The sequence below is a fragment of the Micromonospora mangrovicola genome, from assembly GCF_047200535.1.
Classification (GTDB): domain Bacteria; phylum Actinomycetota; class Actinomycetes; order Mycobacteriales; family Micromonosporaceae; genus Micromonospora.
Genome location: NZ_JBJZOG010000052.1, coordinates 19,841 through 37,232, shown reverse-complemented (window position 1 = coordinate 37,232; position 17,392 = coordinate 19,841). Strand labels below are relative to the sequence as shown.

General features: G+C 69.7%; 16 protein-coding genes. 2 read left to right on the top strand and 14 right to left on the bottom strand.

The window, feature by feature from the left end; all coding sequences use genetic code 11:
* Positions 1-67: 67 nt before the first annotated feature.
* From ACL02O_RS20645 to ACL02O_RS20610, 8 genes are all read right to left on the bottom strand, one after another.
* Positions 68-904 (bottom strand): alpha/beta fold hydrolase, encoded by an 837-nt coding sequence (locus ACL02O_RS20645; RefSeq protein WP_412819750.1) that lies wholly within the window; start codon positions 902-904, stop codon positions 68-70.
* Positions 905-1,257: 353 nt separating this feature from the next.
* Positions 1,258-2,343 carry an AI-2E family transporter gene (locus ACL02O_RS20640; RefSeq protein WP_412819749.1) on the bottom strand — a complete coding sequence of 362 codons (1,086 nt, stop codon included), beginning with the start codon at positions 2,341-2,343 and terminating at the stop codon, positions 1,258-1,260.
* A 93-nt stretch (positions 2,344-2,436) separates the two neighbouring features.
* Complete coding sequence (locus ACL02O_RS20635) at positions 2,437-2,985, bottom strand: HdeD family acid-resistance protein (RefSeq protein WP_412819748.1); 549 nt, start codon at positions 2,983-2,985, stop codon at positions 2,437-2,439.
* Between the two features lie 155 nt (positions 2,986-3,140).
* Positions 3,141-4,514 carry a ferredoxin reductase family protein gene (locus ACL02O_RS20630; RefSeq protein ID WP_412819747.1) on the bottom strand — a complete coding sequence of 458 codons (1,374 nt, stop codon included), beginning with the start codon at positions 4,512-4,514 and terminating at the stop codon, positions 3,141-3,143.
* A 108-nt stretch (positions 4,515-4,622) separates the two neighbouring features.
* The gene (locus tag ACL02O_RS20625) at positions 4,623-4,928 is read right to left on the bottom strand and encodes a hypothetical protein (RefSeq protein WP_412819746.1); all 306 of its coding nucleotides are present in this window, start codon (positions 4,926-4,928) and stop codon (positions 4,623-4,625) included.
* A 759-nt stretch (positions 4,929-5,687) separates the two neighbouring features.
* Complete coding sequence (locus ACL02O_RS20620) at positions 5,688-6,422, bottom strand: VanZ family protein (RefSeq protein ID WP_412819745.1); 735 nt, start codon at positions 6,420-6,422, stop codon at positions 5,688-5,690.
* A gap of 481 nt (positions 6,423-6,903) precedes the next feature.
* On the bottom strand, positions 6,904-7,476 hold the full coding sequence (locus tag ACL02O_RS20615) for a SigE family RNA polymerase sigma factor (RefSeq protein WP_412819758.1): 573 nt from the start codon (positions 7,474-7,476) through the stop codon (positions 6,904-6,906).
* A 14-nt stretch (positions 7,477-7,490) separates the two neighbouring features.
* The gene (locus tag ACL02O_RS20610; protein WP_412819744.1) at positions 7,491-8,267 is read right to left on the bottom strand and encodes a permease-like cell division protein FtsX; all 777 of its coding nucleotides are present in this window, start codon (positions 8,265-8,267) and stop codon (positions 7,491-7,493) included.
* 163 nt (positions 8,268-8,430) lie between these two features.
* Here ACL02O_RS20610 and ACL02O_RS20605 point away from each other — a divergent pair, with 163 nt between their 5' ends.
* A complete protein-coding gene (locus ACL02O_RS20605) occupies positions 8,431-8,574 on the top strand; it encodes a hypothetical protein (RefSeq protein ID WP_412819743.1) in 144 nt (47 codons plus the stop codon).
* 610 nt (positions 8,575-9,184) lie between these two features.
* Here the strand turns inward: ACL02O_RS20605 and ACL02O_RS20600 are convergent.
* The 6 genes from ACL02O_RS20600 to ACL02O_RS20575 form a co-directional block, all read right to left on the bottom strand.
* The gene (locus ACL02O_RS20600; protein WP_412819742.1) at positions 9,185-9,433 is read right to left on the bottom strand and encodes a sulfurtransferase TusA family protein; all 249 of its coding nucleotides are present in this window, start codon (positions 9,431-9,433) and stop codon (positions 9,185-9,187) included.
* Positions 9,434-9,443: 10 nt separating this feature from the next.
* Positions 9,444-10,052, bottom strand: a complete 609-nt coding sequence (locus tag ACL02O_RS20595) for a DsrE/DsrF/DrsH-like family protein (protein WP_412819741.1) — start codon at positions 10,050-10,052, stop codon at positions 9,444-9,446.
* A gap of 22 nt (positions 10,053-10,074) precedes the next feature.
* Positions 10,075-11,007 (bottom strand): molecular chaperone TorD family protein, encoded by a 933-nt coding sequence (locus ACL02O_RS20590; protein ID WP_412819740.1) that lies wholly within the window; start codon positions 11,005-11,007, stop codon positions 10,075-10,077.
* Positions 11,004-13,949, bottom strand: coding sequence for a molybdopterin dinucleotide binding domain-containing protein (locus tag ACL02O_RS20585; protein WP_412819739.1), 2,946 nt, complete (start codon positions 13,947-13,949; stop codon positions 11,004-11,006). The genes ACL02O_RS20590 and ACL02O_RS20585 overlap by 4 nt, the downstream gene beginning before the upstream one ends.
* 11 nt (positions 13,950-13,960) lie before the next feature.
* Positions 13,961-15,394, bottom strand: a complete 1,434-nt coding sequence (locus tag ACL02O_RS20580) for a 4Fe-4S dicluster domain-containing protein (protein WP_412819738.1) — start codon at positions 15,392-15,394, stop codon at positions 13,961-13,963.
* Between the two features lie 166 nt (positions 15,395-15,560).
* The gene (locus ACL02O_RS20575) at positions 15,561-15,890 is read right to left on the bottom strand and encodes an ArsR/SmtB family transcription factor (protein ID WP_412819737.1); all 330 of its coding nucleotides are present in this window, start codon (positions 15,888-15,890) and stop codon (positions 15,561-15,563) included.
* A 69-nt stretch (positions 15,891-15,959) separates the two neighbouring features.
* Between ACL02O_RS20575 and ACL02O_RS20570 the strand changes: the two genes are divergently transcribed.
* Positions 15,960-17,348 carry a rhodanese-like domain-containing protein gene (locus ACL02O_RS20570; RefSeq protein ID WP_412819736.1) on the top strand — a complete coding sequence of 463 codons (1,389 nt, stop codon included), beginning with the start codon at positions 15,960-15,962 and terminating at the stop codon, positions 17,346-17,348.
* Positions 17,349-17,392: the final 44 nt, after the last annotated feature.

Sequence of the window (17,392 nt, the reverse complement as noted above, 5' to 3'; positions counted from 1 at the left end):
GAAGCCGCGGGCAGCTCCGGGCAGGAGGGGCCGCGCCGCGATGGGCGGCGCGGCCCGGTCGACCGGATCAGCGGACCGCGTAGGCGGCGGCCTCGATTTGCCGCAGAACGGTCTCGGGTCGGGACAACATGACAACGTGCGACGCGTCCCGGACCTCGACCACCCGACTGCCCGCCCGCTGCGCCATGTACCGCTGGGCGGCCGGCGGGATGACCTGGTCCGCGGCGGGGATGACGTACCAGGACGGGAGGTTCTTCCAGGCCGGTGCGCCGCTGAGCCCGGCCAGGCCACCGACGCTGCCGGGTCGCTGGGTGACCGCCATGAGCGCCGCGGTCGACCGGGTCAGGTCCGCCGCGAACACCTCGTGGAACCTGGCCGGGTCGACGTAGCCGTCGTAGCCGGTCGAGCCGTCCGGCAGCGGAAACGGGCGTGTGATCAGGGCGGAGGAGAGCTGGCTGCCCGGGAACTTGTCGGTCAGCGCCAGCGGGCTCTCGCCTGCGTCGGGGGCGAACGCCGCCACGTAGACCAGCGCCTTGACGTTGTCATGCTCCCGGGCCGCGTTGGTGATCACGGCGCCGCCGTACGAGTGGCCGACGAGGATGACCGGACCTGGAATGGTGTCGATGATGCTGGACACGTACGCGGAGTCGCCAGCGAGATCCCGCAGGGGGTTCGCCGCCGCCAGTACCGGGTAGCCCGACCGTTGCAGTAGCGGGATGACGCCGTTCCAGCTGGACGAGCCGGCGAACACCCCGTGGACGAGCAGGACGGTCGGCGGCTGGTCCGCGACGACCCGACCGGTGGCGGCGGCAGCGGACCGCGGGACAGCTGTGCCGCCGAGCGCGGCACCGGCCACCAGCGCGGTGGCCGCGCGGTGGAAACCGCGGCGGGTGAAGGATGACATGTAGCTCTCCTCGAATTGCCGTGAATGGAATTTGTCGCGGCCACTCGGCGGGTACGGCGGATTGCGTCCGGCCGAATTCCGGAAGTGTTCGCCGGGAAAATCGAGCCGGCCGCGAGCAGCAGGTGAAAGGGATCTCGCGGATCTTTCCCGATCGATGTGGCCTCGCTCAGGTTAAACGCCATCGATTCGGTGAAATGTGTCGCACGTGCAGCCGACCATTCACCCTGTGCACTGTGGGCCGCTGTTTGTCGGGCTGCTGTTGCGACGCGCACATGCCGGGGGCGGCGGATGATCGGGCCGTTGCGGCGGTGGCCAGCGCGGCTCGGGCCGCCGAACTCGCGCTCAGGCCGCGCTCAGGCGTCTACTGCCGACGCGCTGTCCGGGCCGGTGACGGGCGACTGCTCCGGGAGCCGGTGGACCGCGACGGTGGCGACGACGGCCTTGACCGCGGCCGCGAGCGGGATGGCCATGAGCGCACCGATCAGGCCCAGCAGCGCGCCCCCGATGAGGGCGGCGAGCAGCACGGCCAGCGCCGGCAACTGGACCGCGTCGCGCATCACCCGCGGGACAAGAAGGTAGTTCTCCACCTGCTGATAGAGCACGAAGAACAGCGCGAGCGCCGTGGCGTGGGGCCACACGTCGGTGGTGGCCAGGGCCACCACGACGCAGATCGTGGCACCCAGCGTCGCGCCGACCATCGGAATCAGGTCGGTCAGCGCGACGACGACGGCCAACGGGAACGCGAACGGCACGCCCAGCACGGTGAGCGCGACGAAGGACGTGCCGCCGGCAATCACCGAGATGACGATATTACCGATCATGTACGCGCCGACCTTGTCGGTGACCACGGTCAGGGCGCTCTCGACGGCTCGGCGGTGCCGTCGTGGGGACGTCGAGACGAGCCTGGCGCGTAGCCGGGGCAGGTCCAGCATCAGGTACACGGTCAGGACGGCCACCAGGAACGCCGACGACAGCGCACCCATGAACCGCTGCCCGTATCCCAAGGCGTCCCGCCCGGGCAGCGCGGTCAACCAGTGCGCGACCTGGGCGTGGACCTGGAAGCGGTCGTCCAGCCTGGCGAGCCACGGCGAGTCGGCCCGCAGGTCGGCGAGGTAGCGGGGAAAGTCGGCGGTCAGGGCACTGCCCTGGGCGACGAGTGGTGGGACGAACGCCGCCACCGCCGCGATGAGCACCGCCAGCGCAGCCAGGACGATCACCGTCACCGCGAGACCGCGCCGCACGCCCCGGCGGACCATGGCCCGCACCGGCGGGTCGAGGCTGATGGCGATGAACAGCCCGATGAGGGCCTGCACCAGCACGGTACGCACGGCGTAGACGACCAGGCAGCCCAGCCCGACCAGGACCACTCCGCCGGTGGCCGCGATCGCCCGGCCGAACACGGTGGTGCCGGACACCGGGCCCGTCGGCTCATCGCTCATGACATCCTCCCTGCTCCGGAAACGGTGCCCGCCACCCGGCGCCCGGTCCCTGACGGGTGGGCGGCGGGTGGCGGCAGCATGTGGTCGGCTCGATCAGGTCGTGACGAGGCGGCGGGCCTCCCGGCCGGCCATCTTCGCCTGCACTGCCACGACGATCGTGGAGATGCCGTAGACGATCGCGAACAGACCGAAGACCGTGGCCAGGGTGAGCGCCCCGGCGTCCGGGCGGATCGCCAGGACCACACCGAACCCGACCGACACCAGTCCGCTCAGCGCCCACAGCACCCGCTGGCCGGCGATCTTGTCGCCGCGGAAGGCCATGACGATCTCGACGACACCGGTGATGACCGCCCACACGGCGATCCAGACGGTCAGCACCAACGCGGTGATGCCGGGCCAGAACAGCGCGCCGAGCCCAGCCCCCAGCGACAGCACGGCCAGCAGGAGATACCCGGCCACGGGCCCGGCCCGATCACTGCTGAACGCGTGGGCGGCGTCGGCAGCGGACGCGATGAACGCGTACACGGCGAACAGGATGACCAGCGCACCCACGGTGATCTGCGGCCACGCGACCGAGACGAAGCCGAGGACGACGGCCAGGATGCCACGCCACAGCAGCGACGTGGTCAGGGACTTGAACATGTTTCCTCCATCGGAGCCAGCACCGAACCGATCGCCATCGTCGCCGTCCACCCGTCCGGCGACGGTGTCGTGCGTGCACGCCTCCTGCGCCTACGTGCACAGCCGGGGTGGCGGGCCGAGGCCGCCGCGTCAGCGCTCGGCAGCCGCGCGGAGGCTCATCGCACGTCGAATCGCTCCCAACGGATTCGACTGGTGGGTACACCGTGGGCGCGGAAGCCTCGGGACAGGGAGGTCATCATCGCCGGGGGCCCGCACATGTAGACCCACACCTGCTCACTGCCGCGCCCGCCCATGACCGACGACGCGGTCAACTGACCGTCGCGATCGGCGACGACGAGGTGTAGGCGCAGGGATGGATGACCTGCGGCCGTCGCGGTGATCTCGTCGATGAAGAGGGCGTCGCGGGCGTGGGCCACGCAGTAGTAGAGGTCCACGTTCCGGTCGAAACCCTGGTCGACGGACCGCAGCCAGCTGAGAAAAGGCGTTATGCCGATCCCCCCGGCGATCCAGATCTGATCGCGCCCGCCGTACCGGTGGTCGAAGCCGCCGAACGGGCCGGTGATCCTGGCTGGAATTCCGGGCCGAAGACGATGGTAGATGCCGTAGGTATCGTCCCCAGCGGCCTTGACCGAGACGGTGAGACGGCGTACCGACGGTGAACTGGCGACGGTGAACGGGTGTCGACGCCAGCCGCCGGGTCCACCGAAGGCCACGAAGACGAACTGACCAGGGATGAACACGAGCGGGTCGCCAACCGGATCGAGCCCCACGTTGACGGTTGTCCCGTTCAGGCGTTCGACGGCGGCTACCGAGTACTGGTGAACCGGGACCACGTAGCGGGCGAAGATTTCGCGGTAAAGGTACGCGGCGACGCCGACGACACCAGTGACCAGGTAGACCGCGTCGAGCACGGTCGAGCGGTGCAGGATCACCGCAACGGTCGCGCCGTGCACGACCGCGACGGCGACGAACAGCCCCATGAACCGGTGCGAGGCCAGCCACCGCTCATAGCCGGCCTTGGCGAGGCGACGTACCGGACCGGGCCATCGGGCGGCGCGCAGACTTGGCGCCAACGCCCACAGCGACAGGAACACGATCCCGTACAGCGCCACACTTCCCAGGGCCCGCCCGAGCGTCGTGCCGTACGGATCCGGCGGCGAGTTGCCGAGCGCGAGATGGGGTACGAGCAGCAGCACGCCCACGACGGCGAGGCGGCGATGCCACAGTGCGACCCGGTCGAGGCCCCCGAACGCCCGCTCGATCGGTGGCAGGAGCGTGGTGAGTACCAGTGCGCAGACGAAGAGCAGCACCGCCTCGGCGCCGCAGAGCTCGCCGACGAATCGACCGGCGGACTCACCGCTCGGCCCGGCGACCAGCCAGAGCACGAGGTTGCCGGTGGCGACGGCGGCCAGTGCGGCGACGCCGGCCGCCCCACGTCCACCCACCGGACGAGTCCCTGCGCAACGGCTCGTCGGATCGTCCAGGGCCGCCGGCATGTCAGCTTGCTCCGCTGTCGGGTCCGAGCCCATCTGGAATCTCCTCCTGGTAAGTCTGGGCACGAGGCCGTAGCCGGAACGAGCGATCAACGGGCGCCACGCCCGTCGCGGGAGCCCTCCGGCGCCGATCTGCTCTGCGCGTCATCGCTGGCGAAAAGCCGCTGATGCAGGTCGGTGGTGAGCTGGTGTACCCGGCTGGCCGATCATGACGAACGCCGAGAGGAAAAGCGCTTCCAGCGAGATGATCAGCATGAGCTCCGGCCGTTGATCACTTTCGATGCAGATCATCCATCCCGCGAGCAGCGCGGCATGGAGATAGACGAACGACATCGGGCCGGCGAACGCCATGATCCGGTTCGCGACCCGCAACTGGAGGTCCGCCACCCGACGCGCCCGGTGCTCCGCTACCGGGTGCTCCTGCGGGCGTTGTTGCCGCTCCACCGCCATGTCACCTCCCGATCACCGGGCCGGCCGGAGTTGCGATGTGCGGGGTGGGCGTCACCCGGGTCGACGCGGCCCGAAGGCGTCGGCCAGCCGCGCGACGGGACGGCCGACGCCCGCTCCTCGTCCTCCGGGTACCGATATCGGCTTGCACCGGCGGGTGGGCCAGTGTCGCGGAGGACCGCCTGCCCAGGCAGCTGCCCCCGCCGCCAGTCGTCGCCTACTCACAGTGATCACGCTAAGGCCACCAGAACCGGTCGACCGTGTCGTGCGTGTCCCACGCTTTGCCACCCGTGCACGGATTCGCGCCGCCGCATCCGCTCAGCCGTGGACTCGCGCCACACCTTCCGTCGGTGCGCCACCATCAGCTGTTCCTGGCGATCGGCGCCAAGCGGGTCGCCGCGCCCCGCCTGGCGGCTGCCGGTACGGGGCGGAGGGCCGACCTCTCAAGCCGGCACCGCCTGTGGCGGCGAAGCCGCGATCGGACTGGCGGCAGCCGCCGCTGTTCGACGCGGTCCGTGAGTACCGCGACCGGCAGTTCGACCTGCGACGCGGTCTCGTACCGGACAACTCGTGGTTGGCCGGGCGCTGCATCTGGCGCACCGCATCGGCGAGGCCCGCGGCTGCGATTTCGGTGGCATGGCGGGCGATGCAGCGCACGCTGGTCGTGCTGCTGGCCGACCATACCGACGGCGATCACCGCGACACTGACCAGCCCGGTCCGGCTGAAATGTTGCCACGGAGCCGGACAGGCCCGAAGGCGGCTCAGCGTCTCGGTGCCGGGGCCGATCGAGGTCGATCTGACGACGCTGTGGCCGTAGCGCCCCACCAGCGGTGCGACGCCAGCGCGGCCAGCCCGGCGCCGGCGGTGTTGAGCAGTACGTCATCCACAGAGGACACGCGGTCCAGTTGCAGGACGTACTGCGCGGCCTCGACCAGGACCGAGCAGCCCGCAGCGAGCACCAGGATCCGTGGTACGGACGCCAGCGCCGCGAACCGCAGCGGGGCGAGGAACCCCAGCGCCGCGAACACCAGCAGGTTGCCGACGATCTGAACCGTCACCGTCAGCGGCCCGCCGGCGAGGATCGTGAGCAGATCCCGCAGCGGCACCAGGCTCACCCGACCGGGAACGGAGCCGGCCTGGTCGCCCCGCAACATGATCATCCATACCCACGGCACCGTCCCGTAGACGATGCCAACCTCGGCCAGCGACATCCGCCATGCCGCCGCGGTACCGGCGTCACTCCGAGTGCGCGCCAGAGCCCACACCGCCAGCGCGGCCAACGGCAGTGCGGCCACCGTTATGAGTGCCACCCCATTGAACGTACCGACCCAGCCGTGCCACCCCTCGACCATGCCACCTCCACCGCCGTCCGACATGATCTCCTGCATCGGCGGGCCGTCGCGGTTGCAGAGCATAACGCCGACCCCTTCGGTGTCCGGGTAGATGTTCCAGTTGGGGCGCTGCCGCCGCTGGCCTCGCTGTGCCCGATCACCCACTGGTCGTTGATGATCTTGGCTGAAATCCCGTATGACATGAACGACGGGTGGGCGGGTGTGGGGCCGCGTCGGGGTCGGTTGGGCCGGGGGCGGCGTGGCTTAGCTGGGCGCCCACCAGCGGTGCGCCGGCCGCCACCACGCTTTCGGCCGCCAACCCGCCCCACTGGACCAACCGCCGCCGATTGATGCCACGTACGGCATCCGAGCCCATGATCACGACCCTTTTTCGATCGATGAACTGACCGTTGCAGGTCTACCGGCGACCGCCTATCGGCAACCGATCGCCGACCCATACGCCGCCCCTATGCGCGGTACCGAGAGCACATTTGGTGTCCAGCGGCTTGCCGGCGACGGGGGCTTGGGTCTGTCCGGCGGCAAGCAGGATACGGGGCGTCGGAGAGCGTGCTACGCCACCCCGTGGACGCGGGGGCGTCAATACCGTCCATCAAACGCGTGAACGAAAGAACGCCCTATCGCTCTCTCAATGGTCGAGGAAATCCTCCCCGAGTAACGTTCGTAACCGGCTCAGTGCCCGAGCGTTACGCATCTTGACCACCGATGCGGACACACCGAGGATCGCGGCCACGGTGTCAACGCTGTGGTCCTCGGCGTGGCGCAGCACCAGGACCGCCCGGTCCTCGACCGCCAGACGCGCCAACGCGTCCACCAGCGCCATGCGCAGCTCCGGCGCCCCGGAGGGCGTCCCGTCCGGCCGCTCCGGCAGCTCGGCCAGCACGATCTCGGATCCACTGCGCCGCCGCTGCTGGTCGAATACGGCATTCATCAGCACCCGCCTGCTGTACGCCTCGAGGTTCGTGCCGTTGCGGATCCGCTCCCAGACTGAGTACATCTTGGCGAGGGTGTGCTGGGTCAGATCCTGCGCGAGATGCCAATCCCGGCACATGAGGTAGGCGCTGCGGCGTAGTCGGGTGCTGACGGACTCCACGAAAGCCGTGAACTCCTCATCCCGGGCAATTCTTGCGCGACGGCGACCCGCACCCCATCCACTCAGAGCTCCGGTCGCAGTGGCCGCGGCGGATCGAGCCGGTGTCACGGTGTCGCTGTCGGTCACTGGAGCCCTCCGACCGGGGCGTCCTTCGGACACCTACGGCCGATGACCTCCTCGACGCCGTCCATCGTCGCGTACCGGGAGCGGACGGCGGTGTACTGCGAGGCCGCAACCAACCGCAGGCGAAACGACTCGGGGAACTGGTCGGCGGTGACCGCCGCGACGAGATCTGGATTGTGCGCCCAGCGGGTCCGGAATCTCTCGTACGCCTGCCCGCGACTTTCGAAGATCAGGTTCTGCACCTGCGGATCAGCGCTCAGCGCGGTCTCGAGCGCCGCTCGTTGCCGGTCGGTTATCTCCGCGCCGAGGAAGATGACCACGTCGGTGGCGTCGCGCTCCACCGGGCGCGGCGTGCAAGAAGGAGCCACCACCGGCATCATCGCCGCGGCGACCGTCACCGGCTGATCCGCCGCCGAGCGACCGGACGGAAGGTTCAGACCGGCAACCGCGCCGATCACGACGACCATGCCGGCCGCCACTGCCGCCGCAGTCAGCTGGTTTCGTCGACGGCGCAGCCGGACACCCTCGATGATGGCGGCGTGTGCCATGTCGTCGGGCGCGACGCCAGGGTCGTCGTCAACCGCCCGTTCGAAATGCTCTCGCAGATGCCGTTCCACGGTCCGCTCTCCTCGCTGCTTCGCTGGGCCTCTGCCGGTATGACTGGATGGCCGCTCGATTCGGTCACACCGGTGGTCGACGGCGCCATCGGCCGACCGCGGTACCAGCAACCCTGCTGAGCCGGAAGCGGGCTGGCGGGACTGGGCGCAGGCACTCACCGGCCGCTCGCCGTGGCTGGGTCACGACCCAGGCCCGCGGTGGAGGCGGTGGGTGAACAACTGCGGATATGGCGGAACGGCGACCCGGGCCGTCGTCGCGACCGATGGGTCCGCGTTTATGTCGACCTCCCGCGTGATGCGTTGCCGTAGCTGCTGCCGGGGGGTGCAGGACGACCCGGTCGGTCTGCTGAACGCCTTGACCGGATGGGTTCAGCGGCGCGGTTCGGGCAGCCCAGGGACCGCAGTGGTGAAGACGATCGACAACAACTTCACGATCACCGCGCCGTACGACCTCCCGGCTGGTTGACAGCCATCTCTCTCGTCGTCAGGTGGCACGTTGTCATCGTCGTGATGACGCTCAGCCTGGGCGTTGCACTGGCTTTCGGATCAAGTAGCCGCTTCGCCTTGGAAGACGACTACTGAGACCGGCCGATTCTGCCCCTGCGACCCGCCGTTGACCGCTGAAACGGGAACGGATCGGGCACGCTGCCCGGGACCGGCACCCGCTCGTCGACTGATCGAGTCACCGAACGCCAAGCCTCGAAGGCCCACGCGAGGTCAGTTGTGTCTGCGCTGATGAAGACAGTCTCCAGCCAGGCGATGGTGTCAGCCCCGTCGGCGCACCGCCATTCGTCTCCTGGGGCGACACGCATCGTCCGACCTGATGTGCGCCACGTTGCGACATGGTCGCTGGTGCGCTCCCGCGTCCAAGGACCGAACAGCTCGACCGACCAACCATCGCCCAGAGACCTTCGCACGATTCAAGTGTGGCGAGGCGACCGACGTTCTGTCGATCGACCGGACGTTGCACGTGAGGATGCGACTTCCTCGGTGTGATGAAACGATCAGGGTCGCTGTACTTCGCTGCCGTACAAGATCAGAAGAGGCCATCCGGAGATCCCGAATGGCCTCTGAGCTCAGGACTCCTCGGTCTTGCGGATGAAAAAGACGAGGACGTTGTCCTCGGTGCCGTTGGAGAGCAGTTCGTAGCCGTTGTCCTCAGCCCACGCCGGGATGTCGGACGATGCCCCCTTGTCGGTGGCCATTACCTTGATCACCTGGGTCGGCTTCAGCCGCCGCATCGCCTTGGTGGCCGCGAGCACGGGCATCGGACACATCAGATCACGAGCGTCGACGATCTCGTCCGCCTGGATGTCGGTGGTCACGGGTCTCCTCCTAGATGAACATGGTCACGTGGGACTTGCGGGCCTCTGACATGAAGGCGGCCGCGCCGCCGAATTCCACGCCCTCCACGAAGTCGTCATGGGTGTACCCGAACACGTCGATGGTCATCTGGCAGCCGATGAGCCGCACCCCGAGTTCGCGTGCCTCGTCGAGCAGGGTGCGGACGCTTGCCACATTGTTCTTCGCGAACTTCGCCTTCATCATCCTGGTGGACAGTGCCTTCATTCCGGGCATCCCGGTCAGCACGTCGGGCATTGGCACCGGCATCGGCATGGCCGGGTTGCCCACCGGATCGACCAGGAGTTTGCGCTCGGCGTCCCGGTGGATGATGTTCAGGCCGTAGAACGTGAAGAACACCGACGTCTGCAGGCCGGCGGCGGCCGCCGCAGTGCTCAGGATGAGCGGCGGGTACGCCCAGTCGAGGGTCCCCTTGGAGGCGACCAGGGCGGCCCGGCGGGAAGCAGGGTTTCCTGCCCACGCCCGCTTGATCTCGTCGCGGACGATGTTGCGGACATCCTCCTCGGTCAGCCCGACCTTCGTGCCCGGCGGGGACACATCCGGAGCCTCTACCGGAAGCTCTGCGTGAAGCTCGGAGGTCATCTGCTTCCTCCATCTCCTGCCCTTACAGGCGATCGTCGTGACTGAACTTTTCCGCGATCACGGATGCCTCTCGCTGTGCAGCCGTCAGCACATCCGCCGTGATCGCCGCACGTTCTGCCCAGTGCCGGGCTGCCGGTCCGACGACCAACTCGTCGGCACGGTGCCGCGCCCGCCACTCGCGCGCCTGCCCGGCCAGGGCCGCCAGCGTCACAGCGGGATCCTGCTCGAGCAGTGCCCGCAGCACCCGTCGCCGGTCACCCAGCCGCAGGCCCAGGCCGGCGCCGCGGGCCACGGTCGCCAGATGGGCGCGGGTGATGATGATGCCGCTGCGGGCCGGCGTGAGCAGACCTGTCAGCAGGCCGTCGAGGTTGCCGCCGTCGCCGAGCGGCGCCACGTCACGCAGGTGCGCCGGTGGGCGGTCGGGCGGACCGACCTCGGCGGCCTCCGCCAGCAGCGCGTCGTGCAGCAACCGCGACCACTGCGCGTACGGCGCCGGGCCGCTGTCCGACAGCGCGCGGACGTACGCCGGGAGCCAGCTCGCGAGGTGTTCGTGGAACAGCGCGACCCGGGCCTGACGACGCATCGTCCGCCGCGGACCGGCCGGCTCGTCGCACTCCGCGTCGGCCAGCGCCGCGTAGAGCCCGAGCAGCGCGGCCAGGTGGTCGGCGTCGGACGGTACCGGCTGCCGCAGCGCCCGCCAGAAGCCCGCTACCCGGTCGGCGGCCTCACCGCCGAGCATGCCCTCCGCGCCGAGGTAGACGGAGGCGTACGGAACCAGCTGCACCACGAATGCTTCGGTCCACTGCTCGCCGCTCGGCCGGGGCAGACCGAGCAGATCGGCCAGGCGCAGCTGAGCTTCACCGGGCGCCTCGGCCAGCGCCCCCAGCGCCCGGAACAGCTCCGCGCGGTTCCGGGCGTGACCGGGCGCGGACTCGGCCAGCGGCAGCGTGGTCATCGGAGCGCTTCCCCCTCTCGGACCGGGGAGCCGTCCTCCGCGGGGAGGTTGAAGATGGGCTTGGCCGGCTTCAACGGCCGCATCAGCCAGTACGGCCGACGGGTGCCGTCCGGCGAGTGCCGATGGGCCGGCCGGGCCAGCTCCAGCCACCGCCGGTAGACCTCGTGGGCCTTGGCCGTGTCCACGACGATGTCCCCGTACGCCTCGGCGGGCGTGGCCTTGCGCACCCTTACCGCCTGATGCCAACAGTGCTGCCCGGAGATCGGGTCGGGGTGCACCGGGAAGGTGAGATTCTGGTGCACCCCGACGTCGCTCCACCAGATCCGGGCGGTGTCCGGATCGCTGGACCGGTACGGCGACACCCCGGCCAGCCGCTTCATCCGCCACCGGCCGTCGTCCCGGGCCAGGTCGACGGTCGCCATCATCTGCCGCTGGCTGTTCTCACCCTGTGCGGCGAGCTTCCATCGGCCCATGTGGTGGCTGCAGGCCACGACCCCGGGCCGGATGCCCTCGGTGACCCAGGCCTTCACCACGTAGGAGCCGATCTCGGTCTCCACCGTCACCAGGTCTCCGTTGCCGATGTCGATCCGGGCGGCGTCGCGGGGGTGGATCCAGAGCGGGTTGGTGTGCGCCAGCTCGTCGAGCCACTTGGCGTTGCCACCGCGGGTGTGAATCTGCGTCGGGAGGCGGAAGGTGGAGATCAGCACGACCTGATCGGGATCCATCGCCTCCGGATGCACGTGACTGCGCTCGTACCCGGGGACGGCCTGGTCCCGCCAACCCCAGTCGGCGAGGGTGCGGGAGTAGAACTCCAGCCGGCCGCTGGGGGTGGGAAAGCCGCGGCGGACCGCGCCCTCGACGCGGACGCCGACCGGCCGGCGGCCGTGGTCGTCGGGTTCCGGCGCGGCCGTCGGCACGATGTTGGGGGAGGCCGGCGCCGGGGCACGGGTGTAGACCCGGCCGAAGTGGTCCTCGCCGACGTCGACGAGCTGGTCGTCGGGGACGGGCTCCTCGTAGATCGGGCCGATTCCCTTGCGCACCTCGTACGCGCCGTACCGGCGCATGTACGCCAGCGGGGTCAGCCCTTCGGCGGCGGCCTTCTCGGGCAGGCCGGGCACCGAGTTCTCGAAGATCCAGCCGTAGTATTCGTCGACCGACAGCTTCGTACCCGGCTGCTCCTTCGACTCGTGGTACTGCCGAATGCCGAGGCTACCGTCGGGGTCGATGCGCCAGGAGAGCTCGATCCAGAACTCGTTCTCCTCCCACACCTGCCCGGGGTTGACCTCGCGGGTGTCGGTGACCTGCTCGCCGAGCCGCTCCCGCGCGGCGCGCAGCACCGGTTGACGGAAGCCGATCCACTGCCCGTCGTACTGCTCGTAGGAGTGGAGGTCGTGCCGTTCGGGGCCGAGCCCCATCGGCAGCACGTAGTCGGCGAGAAAGGCGGTCTCGCTCCAGGTCGGCGTGAGCGCGACGTGCAGTCCGACCATGGTCTCGTCGGTGAGGACCTCCATCCAGCTCAGCCCGTCCGGGTTGGTCCAGACCGGGTTGTAGACGCGGGTGAAGTAGACGTCGAGTCTGCCTCGGCCTTCCTTCAGGAAGTGCGGGAGGAGGAAGGAGAGCTCGTTGAGGGCGAGGGGATACTCCAGCGGCCAGGTCAGCTCGTTCCAGGTGCCGGGGTGCGGCGGGGTGTGGATCGGCCGCGGCACGAACTTGTTCCACGCGTTCGGGTGGGTGCCGCCCGGGGTGGCGACCGCCCCGAGCATCGCGTTGAGCAGGAACAGCGTGCGGGACACCTGCCACCCGTGCAGGTTGCCGGCGCTGGCCGAACGCCAGGTGTGGGTGGACAGCCGGGTGCCGGCGTCGCCGACCAGCTCGGCCACTCGCTGGACGGTTGCCGCGTCGATGCCGGACTCGGCGGCGGCGAACTCGAACGTGTACGGCGCGTAGAGCTCGCCCAGCAGCTCCTCGAACTCCTCGAACACGGGGGCCCGCTCGGGGTGCTCAGCGGCCAGGTACTCTGCCCAGTTCCACCAGCGTCGCATGAATTCCCGGTCATGCAGCCCGTTGCGCAGCAGGTACGACGCGATGGCCAGCAGGATGGCCGGCTCCGATCCGGGGTACGGGGAGAGCCAGTGGTCGGCGTGGGTGGCGGTGTTGGACAGCCGGGTGTCGAAGACGATCAGCTTGGCGCCGCGTTGCTTCGCCTCCATCACCCGCTGTGCGTGCGGGTTGAAGTAGTGCCCCGCCTCCAGGTGGGAGCTGACCAGCAGGATGACGTCGGCGTTGGCGTGGTCGGGGCTGGGTCGGTCGATGCCGGTCCAGAAGTGGTAGCCGGCCCGCGCGCCGCTGGAGCAGACGTTGGTGTGTGAGTTGTGCCCGTCCACGCCCCAGCTGGCCAGCACCCGCTCGGTGAAGCCGTCCTCGCCGGGCCGTCCGACGTGGTACATGATCTCGTTCCGTCGGTCCTCGACGATGGCGGTGCGGATCCGGCTGGCGATGTCGTCGAGCGCAACCTCCCAGCTGACCGGCTCCCACCGTCCCTCACCGCGGGCGCCGATCCGCTTGAGCGGTTGCAGAATCCGGTCCGGGTCGGTGACCTGGTTGATGGTGGCCGGGCCCTTGGCGCAGTTGCGCCCACGCGATCCGGGATGCTCCGGATTGCCCTCGAACTTGCGGACCTGGGCGGTGTCCCGGTCCACGTAGGCCAGCAGCCCGCAGGCGGACTCGCAGTTGAAGCAGGTGGTCGGCACCAGCAGGTAGTGCCGCTCGGTCCGCTTCGGCCAGTCCCGGGACTCCAGCTCCACCCAGTCGTCCCAACGCTCCTTCGGCGGGAACGCGGCGAGGTGGATCCGGCTCGGCCCGGGGTAGAACGTCTCGCCTCGGGCTTCGGCCTCGGCCCGGGCCGCGCTGACCCGGCCGGCGATGTCGTCAACTCGTGTCATTGCGGCGTCTCCTAGGCGAGGGGGACCGACTGGCCGGCCTGGACGTAGGCGTGTTCGTGCAGGGCGAGGCCGGCGAGCGCGACCGCACCGGCCGCGACGGCCAGCGCACCGCCCAGGCCGAACGACACGACTCCGGCCGCGGCCAGCAGGGCGAGCGCCACCAGGGCCAGGCCGGCCCGGTAGTGCCAGCGGTACCGGCCGCCGGTCATCGCGGACGTGGCGAGCCTCGCGTGGGCGGTGACATGCGGCAGGGTGACCTCGCCGAACACGAACAGCAGGTGTGCCAGGGCTGCTCCGCCGAGCACCCAGCCCAGCGCGTCGGTCACGTCACCGGCCCGCCACGCCTCGGTCGGAAGCAGCACCGCCGCGCCGGCGAGAATCGCCTGCACCGCCAGGTGCGGCGGGAGCAGCGGGCTCTGCCACAGGTCGCGTGCCTTGGCCTGAGCGAACAGGTACGCGGTGTAGACCGCGGTGAGCAGGGCCAGCGGAAGTCCCGCGACGGCCGCGACGGTCCGCAATGCGGGAGTGCCGATGATCGCGGCGAGCAGGTGCAGCCCGAGTACGGCGGCGAAGCCACCCAGGATGATCCCGCCGCGGGCCAGCCAGGAGCGCCACTGTGGCCGGGTCAGGATCAGGTAGAACCGTTCCGGGTGTTCGAGGTCCCAGATCAGCAGGGCTGCGGTCAGAGCAAGAAACGTGGCGGCGACGACCGGGGCGATCCAGACCCAGAGCGGGCTGGCGGCGTCGAGCCTGCCCAGCAGAACCAGGAGCAGGGGAACCAGATACGCCCCGGCGGCGATGCTCTTCGTCCACGTGTAGGCGCTGACCCGCCAGTCCCATGGCGCGCGGTGCGCGACGTCGTACGAGATGATGGCGGCGGCGCTGCTGGACTGGGCGGTGGTCGGTCCCTGCACGATGTGTGGACCGGCTGGTTGCTCGACCCAGGCGTAGGTGTCGCCCTCGGGTCGGGCCGCGGCGAGCGGATCCAGCGTGGCCTGCGTGGCACCCTTGTAGAACAGCTTGGGCCTGGTGCCCTTCTCCGGCCGGCGAACCGACACCGGCTCGCGGTTGACGATCTGCGCCACGGCGGAGTCGGGGTCGTTCAGGTCGCCGACCATGATCGCCTGGGTGGGACAGACGACCACGCAGGCCGGCTCAAGCCCCACCTCCAGCCGGTGTGCACAGAAGTTGCACTTCTCCGCGCAGTGGTCCTCGGGATTGATGAAGATCGCGTCGTACGGACAGGCCGCCATGCATGCCTTGCAGCCGATGCAGGCGTTCTTGTCGAAATCGACGATGCCGTCCTCCCGAACGTACATCGCACTGGTGGGACAGGCGGCCACGCAGGGCGCGTCGGCGCACTGGTTGCAGCGGGTGACCTGGAACGCCCGCCGGGCCTGCGGGAATACACCGACGTCCACGTTCTTGACGAACGTGCGGGTCACCGAGAGCGGAACCTCGTTCTCCGACTTGCATGCCGTGGTGCAGGCGTGACAGCCCACGCATTTCGTCTGGTCGATGACTTTCGCCCACGCGGGGCTGGGTGGGCCCGTTTTGATCGAGCGGGCGATGACTGGCGGCGCGGGCTCGTGCGGCATTGCGCCCTCCCGGCTAGGACTCTGTGGTCGTGGTTTCCAGTAGGCGTGCCCGGTGCTGCACGCTGGCGCAGACGATCTCGCAGAGCCGCTCGATCGTCTTCTCGACGACTCGGTAGAAGACCTGATTGCCGACCTTGCGTCGGCCGAGGACCCCGCCGAGGGTCAGTTTCCGCAGGTGTTGGGACGCGTTGGCGACCGAGATCCCGGCGGCCTCGGCCAGCTCGCCGACGGACGTTTCGCCGCGCTCGCACAGCAGGCTCAACAGGTGCAGCCGCGTCGGATCGCCGAGGAGGGCGAACCGGGCCGCGGTCTCCTCGAGCATCGGTCCGGGACCAAGCGCCATGGACAGACGCTAGTTCTTGGGTCTTCAATTAGTCAATTGATTGCCGACCAAAACGTGAGGCGGTGTGTCATGGACTTCGAGGTCTTCACCACGCCCGGGCTCGGGGACAACAGCTATCTCCTGCGCTCCGGCGACGAGGCGGTCCTGGTCGATCCCCAGCGGGACGCCTGGCGGTTCCTTGCCGCGGCCGAGAAGCTCGGCGTACGGGTGCGTGCGGTGCTGGAGACGCACGTGCACAACGACTACGTCTCCGGTGCGCACGAGGTGCGGGCCGCCACCGGCGCGGAGCTGGTGCTGCCCGCCCGAGGCGGCTACGAGTTTCCGCACCGGCCGGTCGACGAAGGCGACGAGGTCGCCGTCGGCGATCTGCGGCTGGTTGCCATGGCCACGCCGGGCCACACTCCGGAGCACCTCGCCTGGCTCGCCCACCAGCCAGGAACGACGGAGCCGCGGACCCTGTTCAGCGGGGGCAGCCTGCTGGTGGGCAGCGCCGGGCGCACCGACCTGCTCGGCCCGGACCTCACCGACCGCCTGACCCGGGACCAGCACGCCACCCTTGCCCGACTCGCGGCGCTTCCCGACGACGTGCGGGTGCTACCCACCCACGGTGCCGGCAGCTTCTGCGTGGCGGCGATGCCGTCCACCTCGCCGACCAGCCTCATCGGCACCGAGCGCCAGCGCAACCCGCTCCTGCTCGCCACGGACTTCGCCGGCTTCGCCGAGGAACTGTCCGGCGAGCTCATGGCCTACCCGAGCTACTACACGCACATGGCCCCGATCAACCGGGCGGGCGCTCCCGCGCTCGGCACGCTGCCGCAGCCGCCCGAGGTCACCCCGGCCGACGTCACCGAGGCGCTGCGGGCCGGCGTGTGGGTGGTCGACGCCCGTGACCGGGCGGCGTTCGCCGCCGCCCACATTCCCGGCTCGGTCAACATCGAACTGAACTCCGGCTTCGCGAGCTACGTGGGATGGTTGCTGCCGTTCGACGCCCCGATGCTGCTGATCCTGCCCGAACCGGCACAGGAGTCGTTGCCGGAGGTGATGACGCAGCTGATCCGGATCGGCTGGAGCAACGTGAAGGGATACCTGCCGGGTGGGGTCGAGCGGTGGCGCTCGCACGGCGGCGACGTCTCCTCGTATCCCCTCGTCAGCGCCGACGATCTCTGCGACGCGTACGTCCGCGGCGAACAGCCGGCGGTGCTCGACGTCCGTCAGCCACTCGAGTGGCAGTGGGGCAGGATCCCCGGCAGCCGCACCGTCTTCGTCGCCGACCTCCCGGCGCACCTGCACGAACTTGCCCGTACCGAACCGGTGTGGGTGATCTGCTCGAACGGCCACCGGGCCGCTGTCGCGGCGAGCCTGCTCGACCGCGCCGCCGTGCCGGTCCGGCTGGTCGGGGATGGAGGGGTCGGAGAATGGCGGGTACGGTGCCGGTCACGGCGGGCCGCCAGCGTCTGACCGGGGGTGCGACGCAGGAAGGTCTGCACGGGTTGATCAACGAA